Genomic DNA, 16,712 nt, shown 5'->3' with positions numbered 1-16,712 from the left:
CGGAAATCCCATGCGTCAAATCTGGAAGTCCTTTCGCGCCCTCTATTTTGCCTCGCTGATGATGCTGATCGGTTCCGGTCTGCTGAGCACCTATCTGGCGCTGCGTCTGGCAGCCGATCAGGTCGACAGCCTGTGGGTGGGTGCCCTGATGGCCGCCAACTATTTCGGGCTGGTGCTGGGCGGCAAGGTGGGGCATCGGCTGATCGGCCGCGTCGGGCACATCCGCGCCTATGCCACCTGTGCCGGTATCGTCGGCGCGGCGGTGCTGGGGCATGGATTGACCGACTGGCTGCCAGCCTGGCTCGGGCTGCGTCTGATCGTTGGTCTGGGAATGATGTGCCAGTACATGGTGATCGAGAGCTGGCTCAACGAGCAGGCCAGTGCCAAGCAACGCGGTCTGGTGTTCAGTGGCTACATGATCGCCTCTTACCTGGGGCTGGTGCTGGGTCAGCTGATCCTGGTGGTCCATCCGCAACTGGGGCCGGAACTGCTGATGCTGGTAGCGATGTGTTTCGCACTGTGCCTGGTGCCTGTGGCGCTGACCCGCAGCATCCACCCCGCACCGCTGCGTCCGGCTCCCCTGGAGCCGCTGTTCTTCATGAAGCGCGTGCCGCAGTCGCTGACTGCCGTGCTGGGCGCCGGCCTGAGCCTCGGCGCTTTCTACGGCCTTGCTCCGGTATACGCCGCCAGCCATGGCATGCCCACCGATCAGGTCGGTCTGTTCATGGGCTGCTGCATCCTGGCCGGTTTCGTGGTGCAGTGGCCGCTGGGAATCCTGTCGGACCGCTTCGACCGTATTCGACTGATCCGCATGGTGGCTGTGCTATTGCTGCTGTTTACCCTGCCGTTGGTGATCTTGTCCGACGTGCCCGTCGAATTGCTGTTCGTCATCGCTTTCGTGGCGGCACTCATGCAGTTCAGCCTCTACCCGCTGGCGGTGGCGTTTTCCAACGACCACGTCGAGGCCGAGCGTCGCGTATCGCTGACGGCCATGCTGTTGATGACCTACGGTATCGGCGCGAGCATCGGGCCGTTGCTTGCCGGTGTGCTGATGCGCACCTTTGGCGGCAATATGCTCTATGCGTTCATCAGTGGTATGGCAGCCCTGCTGGTGGTGCTGATCCGGCCCAAGGCCGTCACGCGCTTGCATGAGGTCGAGAACGCGCCGCTGCACCACGTACCGATGCCCGACAGCATGGCCAGTTCGCCCTTGTCCGTGGCTCTTGACCCGCGGGTCGACGAACAGGTGGTCCAGGAAAAGATGCAGGTTGAAGAAACTCATACCGACGAACCTGCCGAGGCGCATCAGCAACCTGTGGTCGAGACGGTCGATGACGAGGTCAGGCAGGCCGAGAAGCAGGGTTAGGAGAGGAGGGGGGAGCGTAGAGGGGGAGGGCTTTTCCAGGTGCCCGCAGCGCATTGCCGGAGAACGGCGCTGGCGGGCTGCCTGGTGGTGAATCAGAAGTCGTCGTCTTTGTCGAAACGGCGCGCTTCGCGCTGCAGCTGATACACGAAGCGTTCCACCTGGCGCTGTACCAGGCCGCTCATGTTGTGGAAGCGCACGCCAGCGAAGGTGGTGTTGAAGCGCTCTTCGAAGTGCAGGTAGCGCAGTTCGACCGGTGCGGTCATGGCGCCGAAGGGCAGCTTGGCGACAAAGCGCTCGTAGACTTGGCCCAGTTGCATGCGTTCGGAAACATCACCGTCGAAGCGCAGCTTGCAACCGGTGGCGGAGATGTCCAGCAGCTTGCCGGTCAAGGGAAACTTGAGCTTGTCACCGCCGATCTCGATGTCGACCAGTTGGGTCAGCTTGAGGGCAGCGCGGAACGCGTTGCGACGCTGGTGGTAGACGACTTCCTCGGGCATGGCGCCGCGATAAAGACGTTGCTCGTCGGTATCGACGACGGTCATTGGGGTCGTGCATTCCCAGGCGATGCGCACGCCATCGTGGAAGCCTTCGACACGGAACGACTCGCCCGCCGCCAGGTAACGTTCGCCGTCGCGTGGAATCATTTCGTCCAGGCCGATCAGCCCCGTATCACGATCGACTTCCACCAGGTAGCTCTGGAAGCGCTGGGAACGTTCATGGAAGCTGATGATCAGCGGGTCGTGACTCTCCATGAGTAACCGCAGGTTCGAGGCAATTTCCAAAGGCGTATTGAGAACCTTCGGGGGTTGCGGAGCATCATCCGCAGCTAAACCATTCACGTCTAAGCATCTCCAGGCAAAAAACTACAGCAACGCAATGATGGGCATTCTGCCATCACCTTTGGCGCGTTGAAATAACAGGTTACGCCTGACTGAGTGGGCGTGGCCTGGCTCTTCCTGCTGTCGAGCCACGGCTGTCATACAACGTCGGCGTGTCGCCGCCATTCAGGATGCGCAATTGATGCGCTGTTGTCACCTGTTGAAGCTGGATGAGTTTGCCGTTCTGCTCGTTGAGTGCCTGGCACTCTGCGATGAGCGTCGCCAGTTCATCACCTTTTTGCAGCAGCGCCTCGCCAATCGGAGACTGGCTGGCCAGTTCTTCGAGGCCCTTGCGATTGGTCGGCAGCCCGAGGCTCGCCAACACCTGGCTGCGCAGCCGGCCGTGTTGCTCGAGAAGTACCACCAGCGCCTGCTTCTGCGCCAGGATCTGCTCCATTTCGACCATGTTGCGGCCGTGCAGGATCAGCGATTCAGCCTGGAGCAGGTCAAGCAGCTGGCGGGTCGGGACGAGATCGTCCGTCATCATCTGGAGCAAAGTCGTATCTTGCATGGCGTGCTCTGGTTTTCAGCGTCCTGAAGATCCCGCGCGATTAGCGAAGGGCTTCGAAATTGAGCAGTTTGCCAGCCAGGCGGTTGCTGTCCACCTTGTAGCTGCCGTCTGCGATCGCCTGTTTGAGCTCGGCTACGCGAGCACTGTTGACGGTCGGCAGGTCACGCAGCTTGTCGGTGATACTCTGCAACTGTTGAGCCTCACTGCTCAGGTGTACGGATTCGCCGGCGCTTTTCACGTCAGCGGATGCACCGACAGGCGATTGCGCATCGGCCTTGCCGGTTTCCTTGGTACTGCCGGTGCGGGAAGCCCCGCTCACTGGCTGCGAATTTCCTAGTCGACTGAAGTCTATGGGCATGATCTTTTACCTCTGGGTGTCTGGACGCTTGCCTTGTTTTCGGCCACCCCTGGCAGAACTTTAGGCTCAATCCACCAGATGCCTGAAAAACAGACAGCACACCGCTGAAAATGCTCCGCAGTCTAAGAAAAACCACCCGGTTGTACCAGCATAAATCCTTGCTACATGGCGACCTCAACCTGCCCAGGGCCGGTGATGTTGGCCTTTATCACCTTCTGCGAATTCAGGTTTCGAACCCGGATCTGTTCGTTGAAACCCCCGTCAGACAAGGCTTCGCCGGGCATGCGCACGGCCAGGCTGTTGCTGCGCGCGATGATCACCACATGGTCGCCTTTGCGCACCATGGCGGGCTGTTCGAGAAAGTTGGGCGCCAGTACCTGGTCGACGACCGTTGGTCGGGTCAGTTTCTGCCCCACCACCTGATCGACCGCCGTCAGGTAGCCCAGGCCGAGCGTGCCGATATCCCGTTCACGCAGGGCGACGTCCTGCTCGCTCAACACCGTGCCGCGCTTGAGGGGGCGCAAGGTGGTCACCACCTCGCGGAACAACTGCACCTGAGCGGGGACGTACACGGTCCATGGCGATGAGCCTTCGCAGCGCACTCGGACCGACACTCGGCCGATGGGGCGCGCGCTTTCCATCGATGCTGTCAAATCCTTGTCACAGTGTGCCAGGCGCATCCGTGGGTCCAGTTGCTTGACGCTGATCTCGTAGCGCCCCTCGATCTGGCCGCTCGATAAATACTCTTGCACGCTGTACTCAAGAAATCCCTGAGTCGCGCCGATAAGTTGTTCAGGCAGGGTGAAGTTGTCCGCCTTGCCGGGTGCCGCTACGAAGAAAAGGCAAAGCAGGGCGATTGCGCCCAGCCATTTGCGGGTTTCTAATGCAGCGTGTCGAAAAATTGTCGTCTTGGCGTTCATGACGTATAAAAAGCAAGGCCCGTGCCGCTTGCCAAGCCTGGTACGTGGTGAACGATGGCTGAAAGGGGGCAGGGCATGGCAGGAGTGATGGATTCAGTTAACCAGCGCACGCAGCTGGTGGGGCAGAATCGCCTGGAGTTGCTGTTGTTTCGTCTGCAAGGCAACCAGCTCTACGGCATCAACGTGTTCAAGGTCAAAGAAGTACTGCAATGCCCCAAGCTCACCATCATGCCGAAGTCGAGCAGGATCGTGCGTGGCGTGGCGAACATCCGCGGCGGCACCATCCCGATCATGGACCTGGCCATGGCCACCGGTTCGGCCGGAATGATTTCCCTGCAGAATTCCTTCGTGATCATCACCGAGTACAACACCAAGGTGCAGGGCTTCCTGGTGCATTCGGTCGAACGCATCGTCAACATGAACTGGGAAGAGATTCATCCACCACCCAAGGGCACCGGTCGCGATCACTACCTTACGGCGGTGACGCGGGTCGATAACCAGTTGGTGGAAATCATCGACGTGGAGAAGATCCTCGCCGAGGTGGCGCCCATCACCGAATCGGTGTCGGCGGGTCTGGTCGACGAAGCGACCCAGCACAAGGCGGTTTCACTGCGTGTGCTGACAGTCGACGACTCCTCCGTGGCGCGCAAGCAGGTCAGCCGCTGCCTGGAAACCGTGGGCGTGGAAGTGGTCGCGCTCAACGACGGTCGCCAGGCGCTGGATTACCTGCAGGGCATGCTCGCCGAGGGCAAGAATCCCGAGGAAGAATTCCTCATGATGATTTCCGACATTGAAATGCCGGAGATGGATGGCTATACCTTGACGGCAGCCATCCGCAGCGATCCGCGCATGAAGAACATGCACATCACCTTGCATACCTCGTTGTCGGGGGTGTTCAACCAGGCGATGGTGAAGAAAGTAGGGGCTGACGATTTCCTGGCGAAATTCCGCCCTGACGATCTTGCGGCCCGTGTGGTCGCGAGGATCAAGGCAGCAGACCAAAGCTAGGGTTTCCCTGGTGTTCACATGATTTGAGAGGCGGCACCTTGTCTACGGGTAATTTGGATTTTGAACAGTTCCGGGTCTTTCTGGAAAAAGCCTGTGGCATCCTGCTGGGCGAGAACAAGCAGTACCTGGTTTCAAGCCGTCTCAACAAGCTGATGGAACAGCAGGGCATCAAGTCCCTGGGCGAGTTGGTGCAGCGGATCCAGTCGCAGCCTCGCGGCGGTTTGCGCGAGCAGGTGATCGATGCCATGACCACCAACGAAACCTTGTGGTTTCGTGATACCTACCCGTTCGAGGTGCTCAAGAACAAGGTATTGCCCGAGCAGATCAAGGCCAGCCCTGGCCAGCGTCTGCGGATCTGGTCGGCTGCCTGCTCTTCGGGGCAGGAGCCGTTCTCGTTGTCGATGTCCATCGATGAGTTCGAACGCAGCAATCCGGGTCAGCTCAAGTCCGGTGTGCAGATCGTGGCCACCGACCTGTCGAGCGCCATGCTCAACAACTGCAAGACCGGCGAGTACGACAGCCTGGCCATCGGTCGTGGTTTGTCGAGCGAGCGGCTGCAGCGCTATTTCGACACCAAGGGTCCCGGGCGCTGGGCAGTCAAGGCGCCGATCAAGAATCGCGTTGAGTTCCGTCCGATCAACCTGCTCGACAGCTACGCCAGCCTGGGCAAGTTCGATATCGTGTTCTGTCGCAACGTGCTGATCTACTTCTCTGCCGAGGTGAAGAAAGACATACTGTTGCGCATTCATGGTGTGCTCAAGCCGGGTGGCTACTTGTTCCTGGGTGCATCGGAGGCGCTCAACGGCTTGCCGGACCATTACCAGATGGTGCAGTGCAGTCCAGGGATCATCTACAAGGCCAAGTAATCACGACATGGCTGCTTCCGGGTCGTACCGGAAGCTTGCGCGGGAGCGACACCGTCCTCGAAAGAGGCGCCGGTTTCGCTCCCGTCTTCGTTTCTGGGTGCGGGCAAGGGCGGCAGTGGCACTGGCAAAAAAACGGCACCCGTCTTGCCGCCTTCCTCGTGTGCAGGGGAAAAGACTTGCCGCTTTTCTGGCATCACTGCCGTGGAGTGGCGGTGCAGGCCCTGTAAATCAAGGGTTTCAGGAAGTGGCACGCTGATTGCTTTCTCCATTGCACGAACATCAGGTCAACCGGAAAGGTTTCCCGACATGAGCATCAGCTTCGATAAAGCGCTTGGTATCCACGAAAAAGCCCTGAGCTATCGTGCGCAACGTGCAGAGGTGTTGGCCAACAACATCTCCAACGCCGATACCCCGAACTACAAGGCACGTGACCTGGAGTTCTCTGCGGTACTGGCGGCCGAGAGCGAGAAGGCCAGCAAGGGTCAGTTCGCGCTGAATACCACCAATAGCCGTCATATCGAAGCCCAGGGCATGGGCGGTGACAACGAGGGGGTGCTGATGTATCGCACGCCGTCGCAGCCGTCGCTGGACCAGAACACCGTCGATGCTCAGGTCGAGCAGGCCAATTACACCGAAAACGCCATGGGTTTCCAGGCCAGCTTCACGCTGCTCAACAGCAAGTTCAAAGGGCTGGTCTCGGCCCTTCGCGGAGAGTAATCCATGTCACTGTCCAATGTATTCAACATTGCCGGTAGCGCCATGAGTGCCCAGACCACGCGTCTGAACACCACGGCCAGCAACATCGCCAACGCCGAGACCGTGTCTTCGAGCCTGGACCAGACCTACCGTGCCCGTCATCCGGTGTTCGCCACCGTGCTGCAGGGCCAGCAGTCGATCTCCGGTGGCTCGCTGTTCCAGGATCAGGGGCAGGCCGGGCAGGGTGTGCAGGTGGCGGGCATCATCGAGGACTCTTCCAACCTCGAGGCGCGCTACGAGCCGGATCATCCATCGGCCGACCAGAACGGCTATGTCTATTACCCCAATGTCAACGTCGTCGAGGAAATGGCCGACATGATCTCTGCCAGTCGGTCGTTCCAGACCAACGTGGAAATCATGAACACCGCCAAGACGATGATGCAGAAAGTCTTGACCCTCGGTCAGTAAGGAGCGGTAGAACATGGCCGTTGAAAATGACGTTTCGAAAAACTTCGTCAACTCGCTGCAGAACCCGACTTCCTCCACCAAGAGCGAAGAGAAGACCGGCACCAGCGCACTGGGCAAGGATGCATTCCTGCAACTGCTCGTGACCCAGATGAAGAACCAGAACCCCCTGGATCCGCAGGACAACACCCAGTTCGTTTCGCAACTGGCGCAGTTCAGCAGCCTGGAAAGCATGCAGAACCTGACCTCGTCGGTGGATGCCATCGCCACCAGTTACAAGTCTTCGCAGGCACTGCAGGCTTCTTCGTTGGTCGGGCGCTCGGTCACGGTGGACACCGGTACGGTCTATCTGGACCCGGCCAAGGGGCTCACCGGTTCGGTGGTGCTGCCGGCGTCCAGCGCCTCGACCACTGTCAGCGTCTACGACGCGGACAACAATCTGGTCGATACCATCGATCTGGGGGCTCAATCGGCAGGTACCAAGAGCTTCACCTGGGACGGCACGGGAAGTGACGGCGCTGCCCTGGCGGCAGGTAATTACACGTTCAAGGCCAATGCATCGATCAGTGGCACGGGCACTGGCCTGACCACCTACCTGCCGGCCACCGTCAATAGCGTGACGACCGCAGCCAGTGGCTCGGACATGACCCTTAATCTGGCAGGCGGTAGCAGTATCGCGCTGTCCAAAGTACAGACCATCGGATTGTAAGAGCCGACCAAACGGCGAGGAGTGGTAAATGTCATTCAATATCGGCCTGAGTGGGCTCTACGCAGCGAACAAGAGTCTGGACGTGACCGGCAACAACATTGCCAACGTCGCCACTACGGGGTTCAAGTCGTCCCGTACCGAATTCCAGGACCAGTACGCGCAATCCATTCGCGGCACCTCCGGCAACGTCAACAGCGGTAGCGGCGTGGTCGTGGGTGCAGTGGCCCAGCAGTTCCAGCAAGGCAACCTGACCACCGGTACTGGCAACAGCCTGGACCTGGCGATCAACGGCAACGGTTTCTTCCAGCTGAGCAACAACGGCGAGAAGCTCTACACTCGTGCCGGTGCCTTCCACACTGACAAGGATGGTTTCGTCGTCAACAGCTCGGGCATGAACCTGCAGGGCTACAACGTCGACGAGAACGGCAGTGTAGTGGTCGGTACGCTGTCCAACCTGCGGGTTGACTCTTCCAACTTGGCGCCGCAGACCACCAGCTCGATCACCAACACCGCCAACCTGAATTCCACGTCGGCCATACCGTCGATCACGGTGTTCAACCCGGCTGACACCAAGAGCTACAACCTCAAGTACGACACTCCTGTGTACGACTCCCAGGGGAATGCCCACAAGCTGGAAAGCTACTTCGTCAAGACCGGCGTGAATACCTGGGACATGTACTCCCTGATCGATGGTCGTACCATTTCCGATCCAGTGGCTGATCCAACTGCGACTACCTTGGCTGCCGACAAGGTTTCCCTGACCTTTGATGCGGCGGGCAAGCTGATCACCAGCGGTACGGGTGCTCCGGTGGCTGCTGGTGATGTCTCGCTCAACACCGACGGTACCTTCCAGGTCACTAACTGGGTGCCGGGTGTGCAGACCTCTTCGGGCACTACCGTAACTTGGGCGGCTAACGGTGCTGATGGCTTCACTGGCACTCCGGCAGGTATCCGTCTGGACATGCTGGGCATCACCCAGACCGCTGCGGCATCGGGGTTGGTGACTCAAAGCCAGAACGGCTATGCCACCGGCCAGATCAGCGCCCTGAGCATCGACGCCACCGGCAACATGTTCGCCACATACACCAACGGCCAGTCCAAGGTTATCGGCCAGGTGTCGCTGACCAACTTCGCCAACGTTCAGGGCCTGGCTTCGGCCGGTGGTACCAACTGGCGTGAAACCTTCTCCTCCGGCGTGCCGGTGAGTGGTGCGCCGCAAAGTGGCACCCTGGGTTACCTCACCGGCCAGGCCCTGGAAGACTCCAACGTCGACCTGACCGCCGAGCTTGTCAACCTGATCAAGGCGCAGAGCAACTACCAGGCCAACGCCAAGACCATTTCCACCCAGAGCACCATCATGCAGACCACTATCCAGATGACCTGATAGCGGCTCTACCGAAAAACCCCTGCCTGGTGCAGGGGTTTTTTGTTTAAGGACCAATACTGTTCGGTTGAACCGGGTGGGAGCGGCTTTAGCCGCGAAGCGACCGCCTGTTCATGGCAGATGCACTGAATTTCCTGCGCTTTCGACTGAAGCCGCTTCTGCTGGGCCGCATGACGACTAACTAACTGACCAGTATTGGTTTAGGGGGGGCGGAGGTTAGCGACGCTTGGGAGGGCGCTCAGATCGAGCAGTCGGACTTCACATAGGAGCCGTTCAGGCGTTTCCAGCCCCAGCCTGGACTGGTCTGGGCGCACACCACGCGGTCGGCGCCTTGCCATTTGTAATAGCGGGCTGGGGCGGCTTCGGTGACAAGGGTGGCGCAGAGCAGGGCAGTGCCGAGTGTGGTGGTGATGATGGTGGGGAATCGCATGTCGATGCCCTCAAGGTTGTGATGCCATCACGATAAAACACCGCTTCGGCAATGGCAAAGCCGAGTCGCGCAGTTTTTTTGGCGGCCCCCAGGCTGATTCCTGTCGCGGGGCGGCAGGACTTCGCCGCTGTCTGTGTGGAGGCATATCGCCACTTTCTCGCAAGCGCCCGTGAATGCTGGGGATTGGCGCATTTTCAGCGGGCTTGGAAAGTTGGTTCAAAAATTGCTTTGCCTGTTTCAGTACAGCTACAGGCGGCAAGTGCCTGTCGGAGGAGACAGACTGTGGACAAGTTGCTTTACGTCGCGATGAGCGGGGCCTCGGAAAACGCCCTGGCGCAGAAGGTGCGTGCCAACAACCTGGCGAACGTATCCACCACCGGTTTTCAGCGTGACTTCGAACAGGCGCGTTCCATGCCGGTGTTCGGTGAGGTCATGCCGTCGCGTGCCTATGCCATGAGCGAGCGGCCAGGCACCGATCTTTCCGGCGGGCCGCTGATCGAGACCGGTCGGGACCTGGATATTGCGGTGAAGGGTGATGGCTGGATCGCCGTGCAGACCCCTGACGGCGGCGAAGCCTATACCCGTAGTGCCGGCATGAACATCGATGCCCTGGGCATGCTGCGCGCTGCCAACGGCTTGCCGGTCATGGGCAACGGCGGTCCGATCGCCGTGCCGCCGCAACAGCAGATCGAGATCGGTTCCGACGGCACCATCAGTGTCCGCTCCCTCGGCGAAAGCCCGCAGGTGATGGCGCAGATCGACCGTATCAAGCTGGTCAATCCGGGACTGAACAATCTGGAGAAAGGCCCGGATGGCCTGATCCATACCAAGAATGGCCAGGCCGCCGAGATGGATGCCAACGTGCGCGTCGAGTCGGGGGTGCTGCAGGCCAGCAACGTCAATGCGGTCGAGGAAATGACCTCGATCCTGGCGCTGTCCCGACAGTTCGAATTGCACGTGAAAATGATGAAGACCGCCGAAGAAGACGACCAGGCCATGGCTCGCGTCTTGCAGATTGGCTAACCATTGACAGCTCGCGCCGGTAAGTCGGCGCCCGAGGAGAAATTTCATGCTTCCAGCTCTCTACGTCGCCAAGACCGGCCTGTCTGCCCAAGACACCAACCTGACGACCATTTCCAACAACCTGGCCAACGTCTCGACCACCGGCTTCAAGCGCGATCGTGCCGAGTTCCAGGACCTGCTGTACCAGATCAAGCGTCAGCCCGGCGCGCAGTCCACCCAGGACAGCGAGCTGCCTTCGGGCCTGCAGGTCGGTACCGGTGTGCGCATCGTCGGCACCCAGAAGAGCTTCGTCGCCGGCAGCCTGCAGACCACGGAAAACCCGCTGGACATGGCGGTCAACGGTCGCGGTTTCTTCCAGATCATGCAGCCTGACGGCACCCTGGCCTATACCCGTGACGGCACCTTTCACCTCAACGCCAACGGCCAGATCGTCACCTCCAACGGTTTTGCCCTGGAACCGGCCATCGTCGTGCCGCAGAACGCGCAGACCTTCACCGTCGCTCAGGACGGCACCGTATCGGTGACCCTGGCCGGCGCCACTGCAACGCCGCAGGTGATCGGCAACATCCAGACCGCCGACTTCATCAACCCGGCCGGCCTGCAGGCCATGGGCGGCAACCTGTTCGTCGAGACCGCGTCCAGCGGCGCGCCGAACGTCGGCCAGCCCGGCCTCAACGGTCTGGGTCCGGTGCTGCAGAACACCCTGGAAAACTCCAACGTCAGCACGGTCGAGGAACTGGTGAACATGATCACCACCCAGCGTGCCTACGAGATGAACTCCAAGGTGATCTCGACCGCCGATCAGATGATGCAGAACCTGGTACAAAACCTGTAAGAACTGATGCACCTGCTCAATCCGTCAAGGCGCCGTCACGGCGCCTGCTACACCGCGAGGTTTCAAGAGTCATGAAGCGCTTTTCTGTTCTGCGTTTTCCCGTGCTGGTCGCTCCACTGTGCGCTGCTTTGCTGATGAGCGGCTGCGTGGCGCCGACCGCCAAGCCCGATGACCCTTACTACGCTCCGGTGTTGCCGCGCACGCCGATGTCGGCGGCGGCCAACAATGGCGCCATCTACCAGGCCGGTTTCGAGCAGAACCTCTATGGCGACCGCAAGGCGTTCCGGGTCGGTGACATCATCACCATCACCCTGTCCGAGCGCATGGCCGCCAGCAAGGCGGCCAGTTCCGATCTCAGCAAGAACAGCACCAACAGCATCGGCCTGACTTCGCTGTTCGGCTCCGGGCTGACCACCAACAACCCGATCGGCAGCAACGACCTGAGCCTCAACGCCGGCTACAGCGGTGCCCGCACCACCAAGGGTGATGGCAAGGCGGCGCAGAGCAATAGCCTGACCGGTTCGGTGACCGTGACCGTGGCCGACGTGCTGCCCAACGGCATCCTGTCGGTACGTGGCGAGAAATGGATGACACTCAACACCGGCAATGAGCTGGTGCGTATCGCCGGGCTGATCCGCGCTGACGATATCGCCACGGACAATACCGTGTCGTCGACCCGTGTGGCCGATGCACGGATTACCTATTCGGGTACCGGAGCCTTCGCCGACTCCAGCCAGCCAGGCTGGTTCGATCGCTTCTTCCTCAGTCCGTTGTTCCCTTTCTGATCGCGGGATAGCCATGATCGCCTTGAAGAAACTGATCGCCGCCGTTCTGTTGTGCACCGCATCCTTCGCGGTCCAGGCCGAGCGTCTGAAAGACATCGCCAGCATCTCTGGCGTACGGACCAACCAGCTGATCGGCTACGGCCTGGTCGTGGGCCTCAATGGCACCGGCGACCAGACCACCCAGACGCCGTTCACGCTGCAGACCTTCAACAACATGCTGGCCCAGTTCGGTATCAAGGTGCCGGCAGGCTCCGGCACCGTACAGCTCAAGAACGTTGCGGCGGTGGCCGTGTACGCGGATCTACCTCCCTTCGCCAAGCCTGGCCAGGTCGTGGACATCACCGTGTCGTCCATTGGTAACTCCAAGAGCCTGCGCGGTGGCAGTCTGTTGATGACCCCGCTCAAGGGTATCGATGGCAACGTCTACGCCGTGGCCCAGGGCAACCTGGTGGTCGGTGGTTTCGACGCCGGTGGCGCGGATGGTTCGAGGATCACCGTCAACGTTCCGTCTGCCGGCCGTATTCCCGGCGGTGCCACAGTGGAGCGTGCGGTACCGAGCGGCTTCAACCAGGGCAACTCGCTGACCCTGAACCTCAACCGCTCCGACTTCACCACTGCCAAGCGTATCGTCGACAAGATCAACGACATGCTTGGCCCTGGTGTGGCCCAGGCTCTGGATGGAGGCTCGGTGCGTGTGACCGCGCCACTGGACCCGGCCCAGCGCGTCGACTATCTGTCGATACTGGAAAACATCGAGATCAATCCGGGCCAGGCTTCGGCCAAGGTAGTGATCAACTCGCGTACCGGCACCATCGTCATCGGCCAGAACGTCAAGGTTTCACCGGCTGCGGTCACCCACGGCAGCCTGACCGTGACCATCACCGAAGACCCGATCGTCAGTCAGCCGGGCGCGCTCTCCGGTGGTCAGACCGTGGTGGTGCCGCGCTCCAAGGTCAATGCGCAGCAGGAAATGAAGCCGATGTTCAAGTTCGGCCCTGGTACCACGCTCGATGAGATCGTCCGTGCGGTGAACCAGGTGGGCGCCGCGCCTGGCGACCTGATGGCCATTCTTGAAGCCCTGAAGCAGGCCGGTGCGTTGCAGGCCGACCTGATCGTGATCTGAGGACGCGTCGATGGATATGCCCAAGAGCCCGGCCTCGTCCACTGTCGATTCGGGTGCCTATACCGACGTCAATCGCCTGGCCTCTTTGAAGGGCGGCGACAAGGACAGCCCGGAAAACCTGCGCAAGGTAGCCCGCGAGTTCGAGTCGCTGTTCGTCAGCCAGATGCTCAAGGCCATGCGTTCGGCCAACGAGGTGCTGGCCAAGGACAACCCGATGAATACGGCCGCCACCCGCCAGTATCAGGACATGTATGACCAGCAGTTGGCGGTGACCCTGTCGACCCGTGGCAATGGTATCGGCTTGCAGGACGTGCTGATGCGCCAACTGTCCAAGGACAAGGGCGTCAAGCACACGCCGGTCGCCGACGCTGCAACGCAGCCGGCAGACAAGGCGGCTCAACCGGCGCTGGCCACGGGCATCTATCAGCAACCGCTGTGGGCCAACCGTTCGCGTTCCGCCTCCCAGGCGCTGGCCGCTGGCGAAGCCTCGGGGCAGGCGCGCAATGACATGGCCATGCTCAACTCGCGGCGCCTGTCGCTGCCCAGCAAGCTCACTGACCGCCTGCTGGCCGGTATCGTGCCGTCGGCGACCACGGCAGCCGAAGGGCAGGGCAACAAGCGTATCGATGTGCCAGGGGCGTCGAGTGGTGTGTCCGGGCGCGAGCTGATCGCCCGCGCCAACGGTGACTGGACGCGCAACCCGGACTTCGCGACCCCCGCCGAGGTCAGCCGCAGCATCGCCCAGCCACCGCTGGCCCCCGCCAAACGTGCATTTGGCAACGCCGACCAGTTCGTCGCCACCATGCTGCCGTTGGCCAAGGACGCCGCTGCACGCATCGGCGTCGATCCGATCATGCTGGTTGCCCAGGCGGCCCTCGAAACCGGTTGGGGCAAGTCGATCATGCGTCAGAACGACGGCAGCAGCAGCCACAACCTGTTCGGCATCAAGGCCATGGGCAGTTGGAAGGGCGCCGAAGCGCGTGCCGTCACCAGTGAGTTCCGCGAGGGCAAGATGGTCAAGGAGACCGCTGACTTCCGTGCCTACGACTCCTACGCCGACAGCTTCCACGACCTGGTGAGCTTGTTGCAGAACAACAGCCGCTATAAAGAAGTGGTCAATTCGGCCGATAACCCGGAACAGTTTGTAAAAGAATTGCAGAAAGCTGGCTACGCCACCGACCCGGACTACGCCAGCAAGATTTCCCAGATCGCTAAGCAGATGAAGAGTTACCAGAACTACGCCGCCGTATCGGACTCTTCCACGACTTTATGAAGGCTTGAATCATGTCGCTGATCAATATTGGACTCTCAGGGCTGAATGCCAGTAGTGCTGCGATCGCCACCATTGGCAACAACACCGCCAACGTGGACACCGCCGGCTATTCGCGCCAGCAGGTTCAGACCACTGCCTCGACGCCGATCAGCATCGGTGTGGGCATCGGTTACATCGGCAGCGGCACCACCGTGTCCGACGTGCGACGCATCTACAACGGCTACCTGGAAACCCAGTTGCAGAACAGCACGGCACTGAGTGCCGAGGCCACGGCGTTCTCCACTCAGGCCAACAAGATCGACACCATGCTGTCGGACAGCACCACGGGGATCGCTGCGCAGCTGGCCAGTTTCTTTACCAAGATGCAGTCGGTTTCGGCCAGTGCCACCACGTCGGCTGAGCGTTCGGCGCTGCTGACCCAGGCCTCCGCGCTGAGCTCGCGTTTCAATTCCATCGCGGCCCAGCTCAGCTCGCAGAACGACAATATCAACACCCAGCTCAAAAGCGTGGCCGATAACGTCAATACGCTGACCAGCACCATTGCCAGCCTCAACAAGCAGATTACCCAGGCGTCGGCGGGCAACACGTCGGCCAACAGCCTCATGGACTCGCGCAACGAAGCAGTGCGCAAGCTCAACGAGCTGATTGGTGTCAAGGTCGTGGAAAACAATACCGGGTTCGACGTTTACACCGGCACCGGCCAATCGCTGGTGGTCGCGGGCACGTCGTACCGGATGGATGCCGCACCCAGCTCGACCGATCCAACTCAGTACAACCTGCAGGTCTATTACGGCGGCACGCCGACCGATGTCACTTCGGTCGTGACCGGCGGCACCATCGGTGGTCTGCTGCGCTATCGCTCCGACGTTCTGACACCGGCCTTCAACGAACTGGGCCGTGTCAGCATGGTGCTGGCCGACCAGGTCAATACCCAGCTGGCCCAAGGTATCGACCTCAAGGGCAAGTTCGGTACGGCGCTGTTCAGCGATATCAACTCCGCCGACGCCATGTCGCAGCGCAGCGTTGGCAAGGTAGGCAACACCGGTACCGGTAACCTGAACGTTGCCATCACCGACAGCAGCAAGCTGACCGGCAACGATTACGAAGTCACTTTCACCAGTGCCTCGGCCTACACCGTGCGCCGCCTGCCGAATGGCGAAAGTGTCGGCAGCGGCACCCTCGAGACCACCTCGCCTCCCGCAGCGGCAACGCCAGCCGGCGGTATCGAAGGCTTCTCGATCACCTCGTTAAGCGTCGGCACGGTCGCAGCAGGCGACGTGTTCAAGGTTACCCCGACCGTCAATGGTGCCTCGGGTATCTCGGTGATCATGAAGGATCCCCAGGACTTCGCCGCGGCTGCACCGCTGACTGCGGCGGCGGGGGTGAGCAACAGCGGCACCGGCGGCTTCACCCAACCGGTGCTGACCACCAAGCCGGACATCTACGATTCGACCAAGCTGCTCGACCTGCAGAACGGCCTCAAGGGCGCCACGCCGATGCGTCTGGTCATGGGCACTGCGAGTGGCGGCATCCAGAGTTACTCGCTGGTCAACGCCCAGGGCGCGCCGGTCAACGATCAGAGTGGCAACCCGATTACCGGCAGTATCATCCAGGGTCAGAGCAACACCCTGAAGCTCAACATCGGTTACACCGACAGCAGCTCGACCCAGCAGTCGTTCACCGTCGAGATGACCGTTTCCGGCACGCCGAATGCCAACGATACCTTCAGCATCAGCCTGACCGGTGCGGGGTCCTCGGATAACCGCAACGCCACCGTGCTGGCTGGCTTGCAGACCGCACGCACTGTCGGTGTGTCTGATGGCAGCGTGGGCACCAGCATTTCCAGCGCCTATGGCCAGCTTGTCTCTACGGTCGGTACCCAGGCTGGCCAGGGGAAGAGCGATGTAACCGCTACGGACGCCGTTCTGGCTCAGGCCAAAACGGCTCGTGATGGCGTGTCGGGCGTGTCGCTGGATGAGGAAGCGGCCAACCTGGTCAAGTACCAGCAGTACTACACCGCCTCTTCGCAGATCATCAAGGCGGCGCAGACCATCTTCAGCACGCTGATCAACAGTCTTTAAG

18 protein-coding genes are annotated in these 16,712 nt (G+C 60.8%); 13 read left to right on the top strand and 5 right to left on the bottom strand.

Going from position 1 to position 16,712, the window contains the following annotated elements; translation table 11 throughout:
• Window positions 1–10 precede the first annotated feature (10 nt).
• A complete protein-coding gene (locus QZ497_RS07140; protein WP_295472603.1) occupies window positions 11–1,366 on the top strand; it encodes an MFS transporter in 1,356 nt (451 codons plus the stop codon).
• Between the two features lie 92 nt (window positions 1,367–1,458).
• Here QZ497_RS07140 and QZ497_RS07135 read toward each other — a convergent pair whose 3' ends face one another.
• The 4 genes from QZ497_RS07135 to flgA all read right to left on the bottom strand — a co-directional run bounded on the left by QZ497_RS07135 (window position 1,459) and on the right by flgA (window position 4,033).
• Complete coding sequence (locus QZ497_RS07135) at window positions 1,459–2,205, bottom strand: flagellar brake protein (RefSeq protein ID WP_295472601.1); 747 nt, start codon at window positions 2,203–2,205, stop codon at window positions 1,459–1,461.
• Between the two features lie 82 nt (window positions 2,206–2,287).
• Window positions 2,288–2,755: a flagella synthesis protein FlgN gene (locus tag QZ497_RS07130; RefSeq protein ID WP_295472599.1), complete on the bottom strand. Its 468-nt coding sequence runs from the start codon at window positions 2,753–2,755 to the stop codon at window positions 2,288–2,290.
• Window positions 2,756–2,795: 40 nt separating this feature from the next.
• Window positions 2,796–3,113 (bottom strand): flagellar biosynthesis anti-sigma factor FlgM, encoded by a 318-nt coding sequence (flgM, locus tag QZ497_RS07125; RefSeq protein ID WP_295472597.1) that lies wholly within the window; start codon window positions 3,111–3,113, stop codon window positions 2,796–2,798.
• Between the two features lie 161 nt (window positions 3,114–3,274).
• On the bottom strand, window positions 3,275–4,033 hold the full coding sequence (gene flgA / locus QZ497_RS07120) for a flagellar basal body P-ring formation chaperone FlgA (protein WP_295472595.1): 759 nt from the start codon (window positions 4,031–4,033) through the stop codon (window positions 3,275–3,277).
• Between the two features lie 75 nt (window positions 4,034–4,108).
• On the opposite strand from flgA, the gene QZ497_RS07115 reads away from it, so the two are divergent.
• The 6 genes from QZ497_RS07115 (at window position 4,109) to flgE (ending at window position 9,161) form a co-directional block, all read left to right on the top strand.
• Window positions 4,109–5,041, top strand: a complete 933-nt coding sequence (locus QZ497_RS07115; protein ID WP_295472594.1) for a chemotaxis protein CheV — start codon at window positions 4,109–4,111, stop codon at window positions 5,039–5,041.
• 38 nt (window positions 5,042–5,079) lie between these two features.
• Window positions 5,080–5,907 (top strand): protein-glutamate O-methyltransferase CheR, encoded by an 828-nt coding sequence (gene cheR, locus QZ497_RS07110; protein WP_295472592.1) that lies wholly within the window; start codon window positions 5,080–5,082, stop codon window positions 5,905–5,907.
• A gap of 306 nt (window positions 5,908–6,213) precedes the next feature.
• Complete coding sequence (gene flgB, locus QZ497_RS07105) at window positions 6,214–6,624, top strand: flagellar basal body rod protein FlgB (RefSeq protein ID WP_295472590.1); 411 nt, start codon at window positions 6,214–6,216, stop codon at window positions 6,622–6,624.
• A 3-nt stretch (window positions 6,625–6,627) separates the two neighbouring features.
• On the top strand, window positions 6,628–7,071 hold the full coding sequence (gene flgC, locus QZ497_RS07100; protein ID WP_295472588.1) for a flagellar basal body rod protein FlgC: 444 nt from the start codon (window positions 6,628–6,630) through the stop codon (window positions 7,069–7,071).
• A 13-nt stretch (window positions 7,072–7,084) separates the two neighbouring features.
• Window positions 7,085–7,777, top strand: coding sequence for a flagellar hook assembly protein FlgD (locus QZ497_RS07095; protein WP_295472586.1), 693 nt, complete (start codon window positions 7,085–7,087; stop codon window positions 7,775–7,777).
• Window positions 7,778–7,805: 28 nt separating this feature from the next.
• Complete coding sequence (gene flgE / locus QZ497_RS07090) at window positions 7,806–9,161, top strand: flagellar hook protein FlgE (protein WP_295472584.1); 1,356 nt, start codon at window positions 7,806–7,808, stop codon at window positions 9,159–9,161.
• A 238-nt stretch (window positions 9,162–9,399) separates the two neighbouring features.
• Here the strand turns inward: flgE and QZ497_RS07085 are convergent, their stop codons facing one another.
• On the bottom strand, window positions 9,400–9,591 hold the full coding sequence (locus QZ497_RS07085) for a hypothetical protein (protein WP_295472582.1): 192 nt from the start codon (window positions 9,589–9,591) through the stop codon (window positions 9,400–9,402).
• Window positions 9,592–9,873: 282 nt separating this feature from the next.
• Between QZ497_RS07085 and QZ497_RS07080 the strand changes: the two genes are divergently transcribed.
• From QZ497_RS07080 to flgK, 6 genes are all read left to right on the top strand, one after another.
• Complete coding sequence (locus tag QZ497_RS07080; protein WP_295472580.1) at window positions 9,874–10,614, top strand: flagellar basal body rod protein FlgF; 741 nt, start codon at window positions 9,874–9,876, stop codon at window positions 10,612–10,614.
• A gap of 46 nt (window positions 10,615–10,660) precedes the next feature.
• Window positions 10,661–11,449, top strand: a complete 789-nt coding sequence (flgG, locus tag QZ497_RS07075) for a flagellar basal-body rod protein FlgG (RefSeq protein ID WP_295472578.1) — start codon at window positions 10,661–10,663, stop codon at window positions 11,447–11,449.
• Between the two features lie 89 nt (window positions 11,450–11,538).
• Window positions 11,539–12,234: a flagellar basal body L-ring protein FlgH gene (gene flgH / locus QZ497_RS07070; RefSeq protein ID WP_295472684.1), complete on the top strand. Its 696-nt coding sequence runs from the start codon at window positions 11,539–11,541 to the stop codon at window positions 12,232–12,234.
• A 13-nt stretch (window positions 12,235–12,247) separates the two neighbouring features.
• Window positions 12,248–13,357 carry a flagellar basal body P-ring protein FlgI gene (locus QZ497_RS07065; protein WP_295472576.1) on the top strand — a complete coding sequence of 370 codons (1,110 nt, stop codon included), beginning with the start codon at window positions 12,248–12,250 and terminating at the stop codon, window positions 13,355–13,357.
• Between the two features lie 10 nt (window positions 13,358–13,367).
• Window positions 13,368–14,630, top strand: coding sequence for a flagellar assembly peptidoglycan hydrolase FlgJ (flgJ, locus tag QZ497_RS07060; RefSeq protein ID WP_295472574.1), 1,263 nt, complete (start codon window positions 13,368–13,370; stop codon window positions 14,628–14,630).
• Window positions 14,631–14,641: 11 nt separating this feature from the next.
• Window positions 14,642–16,711 carry a flagellar hook-associated protein FlgK gene (gene flgK / locus QZ497_RS07055; RefSeq protein ID WP_295472572.1) on the top strand — a complete coding sequence of 690 codons (2,070 nt, stop codon included), beginning with the start codon at window positions 14,642–14,644 and terminating at the stop codon, window positions 16,709–16,711.
• The last annotated feature ends 1 nt before the right edge of the window (window position 16,712 follow it).

Source organism: uncultured Pseudomonas sp. (genome assembly GCF_913777995.1).
Lineage (GTDB): Bacteria > Pseudomonadota > Gammaproteobacteria > Pseudomonadales > Pseudomonadaceae > Aquipseudomonas.
The sequence above is the reverse complement of the archived record's forward strand: the minus strand, read 5'-3'. Positions and strand labels throughout refer to the sequence as shown.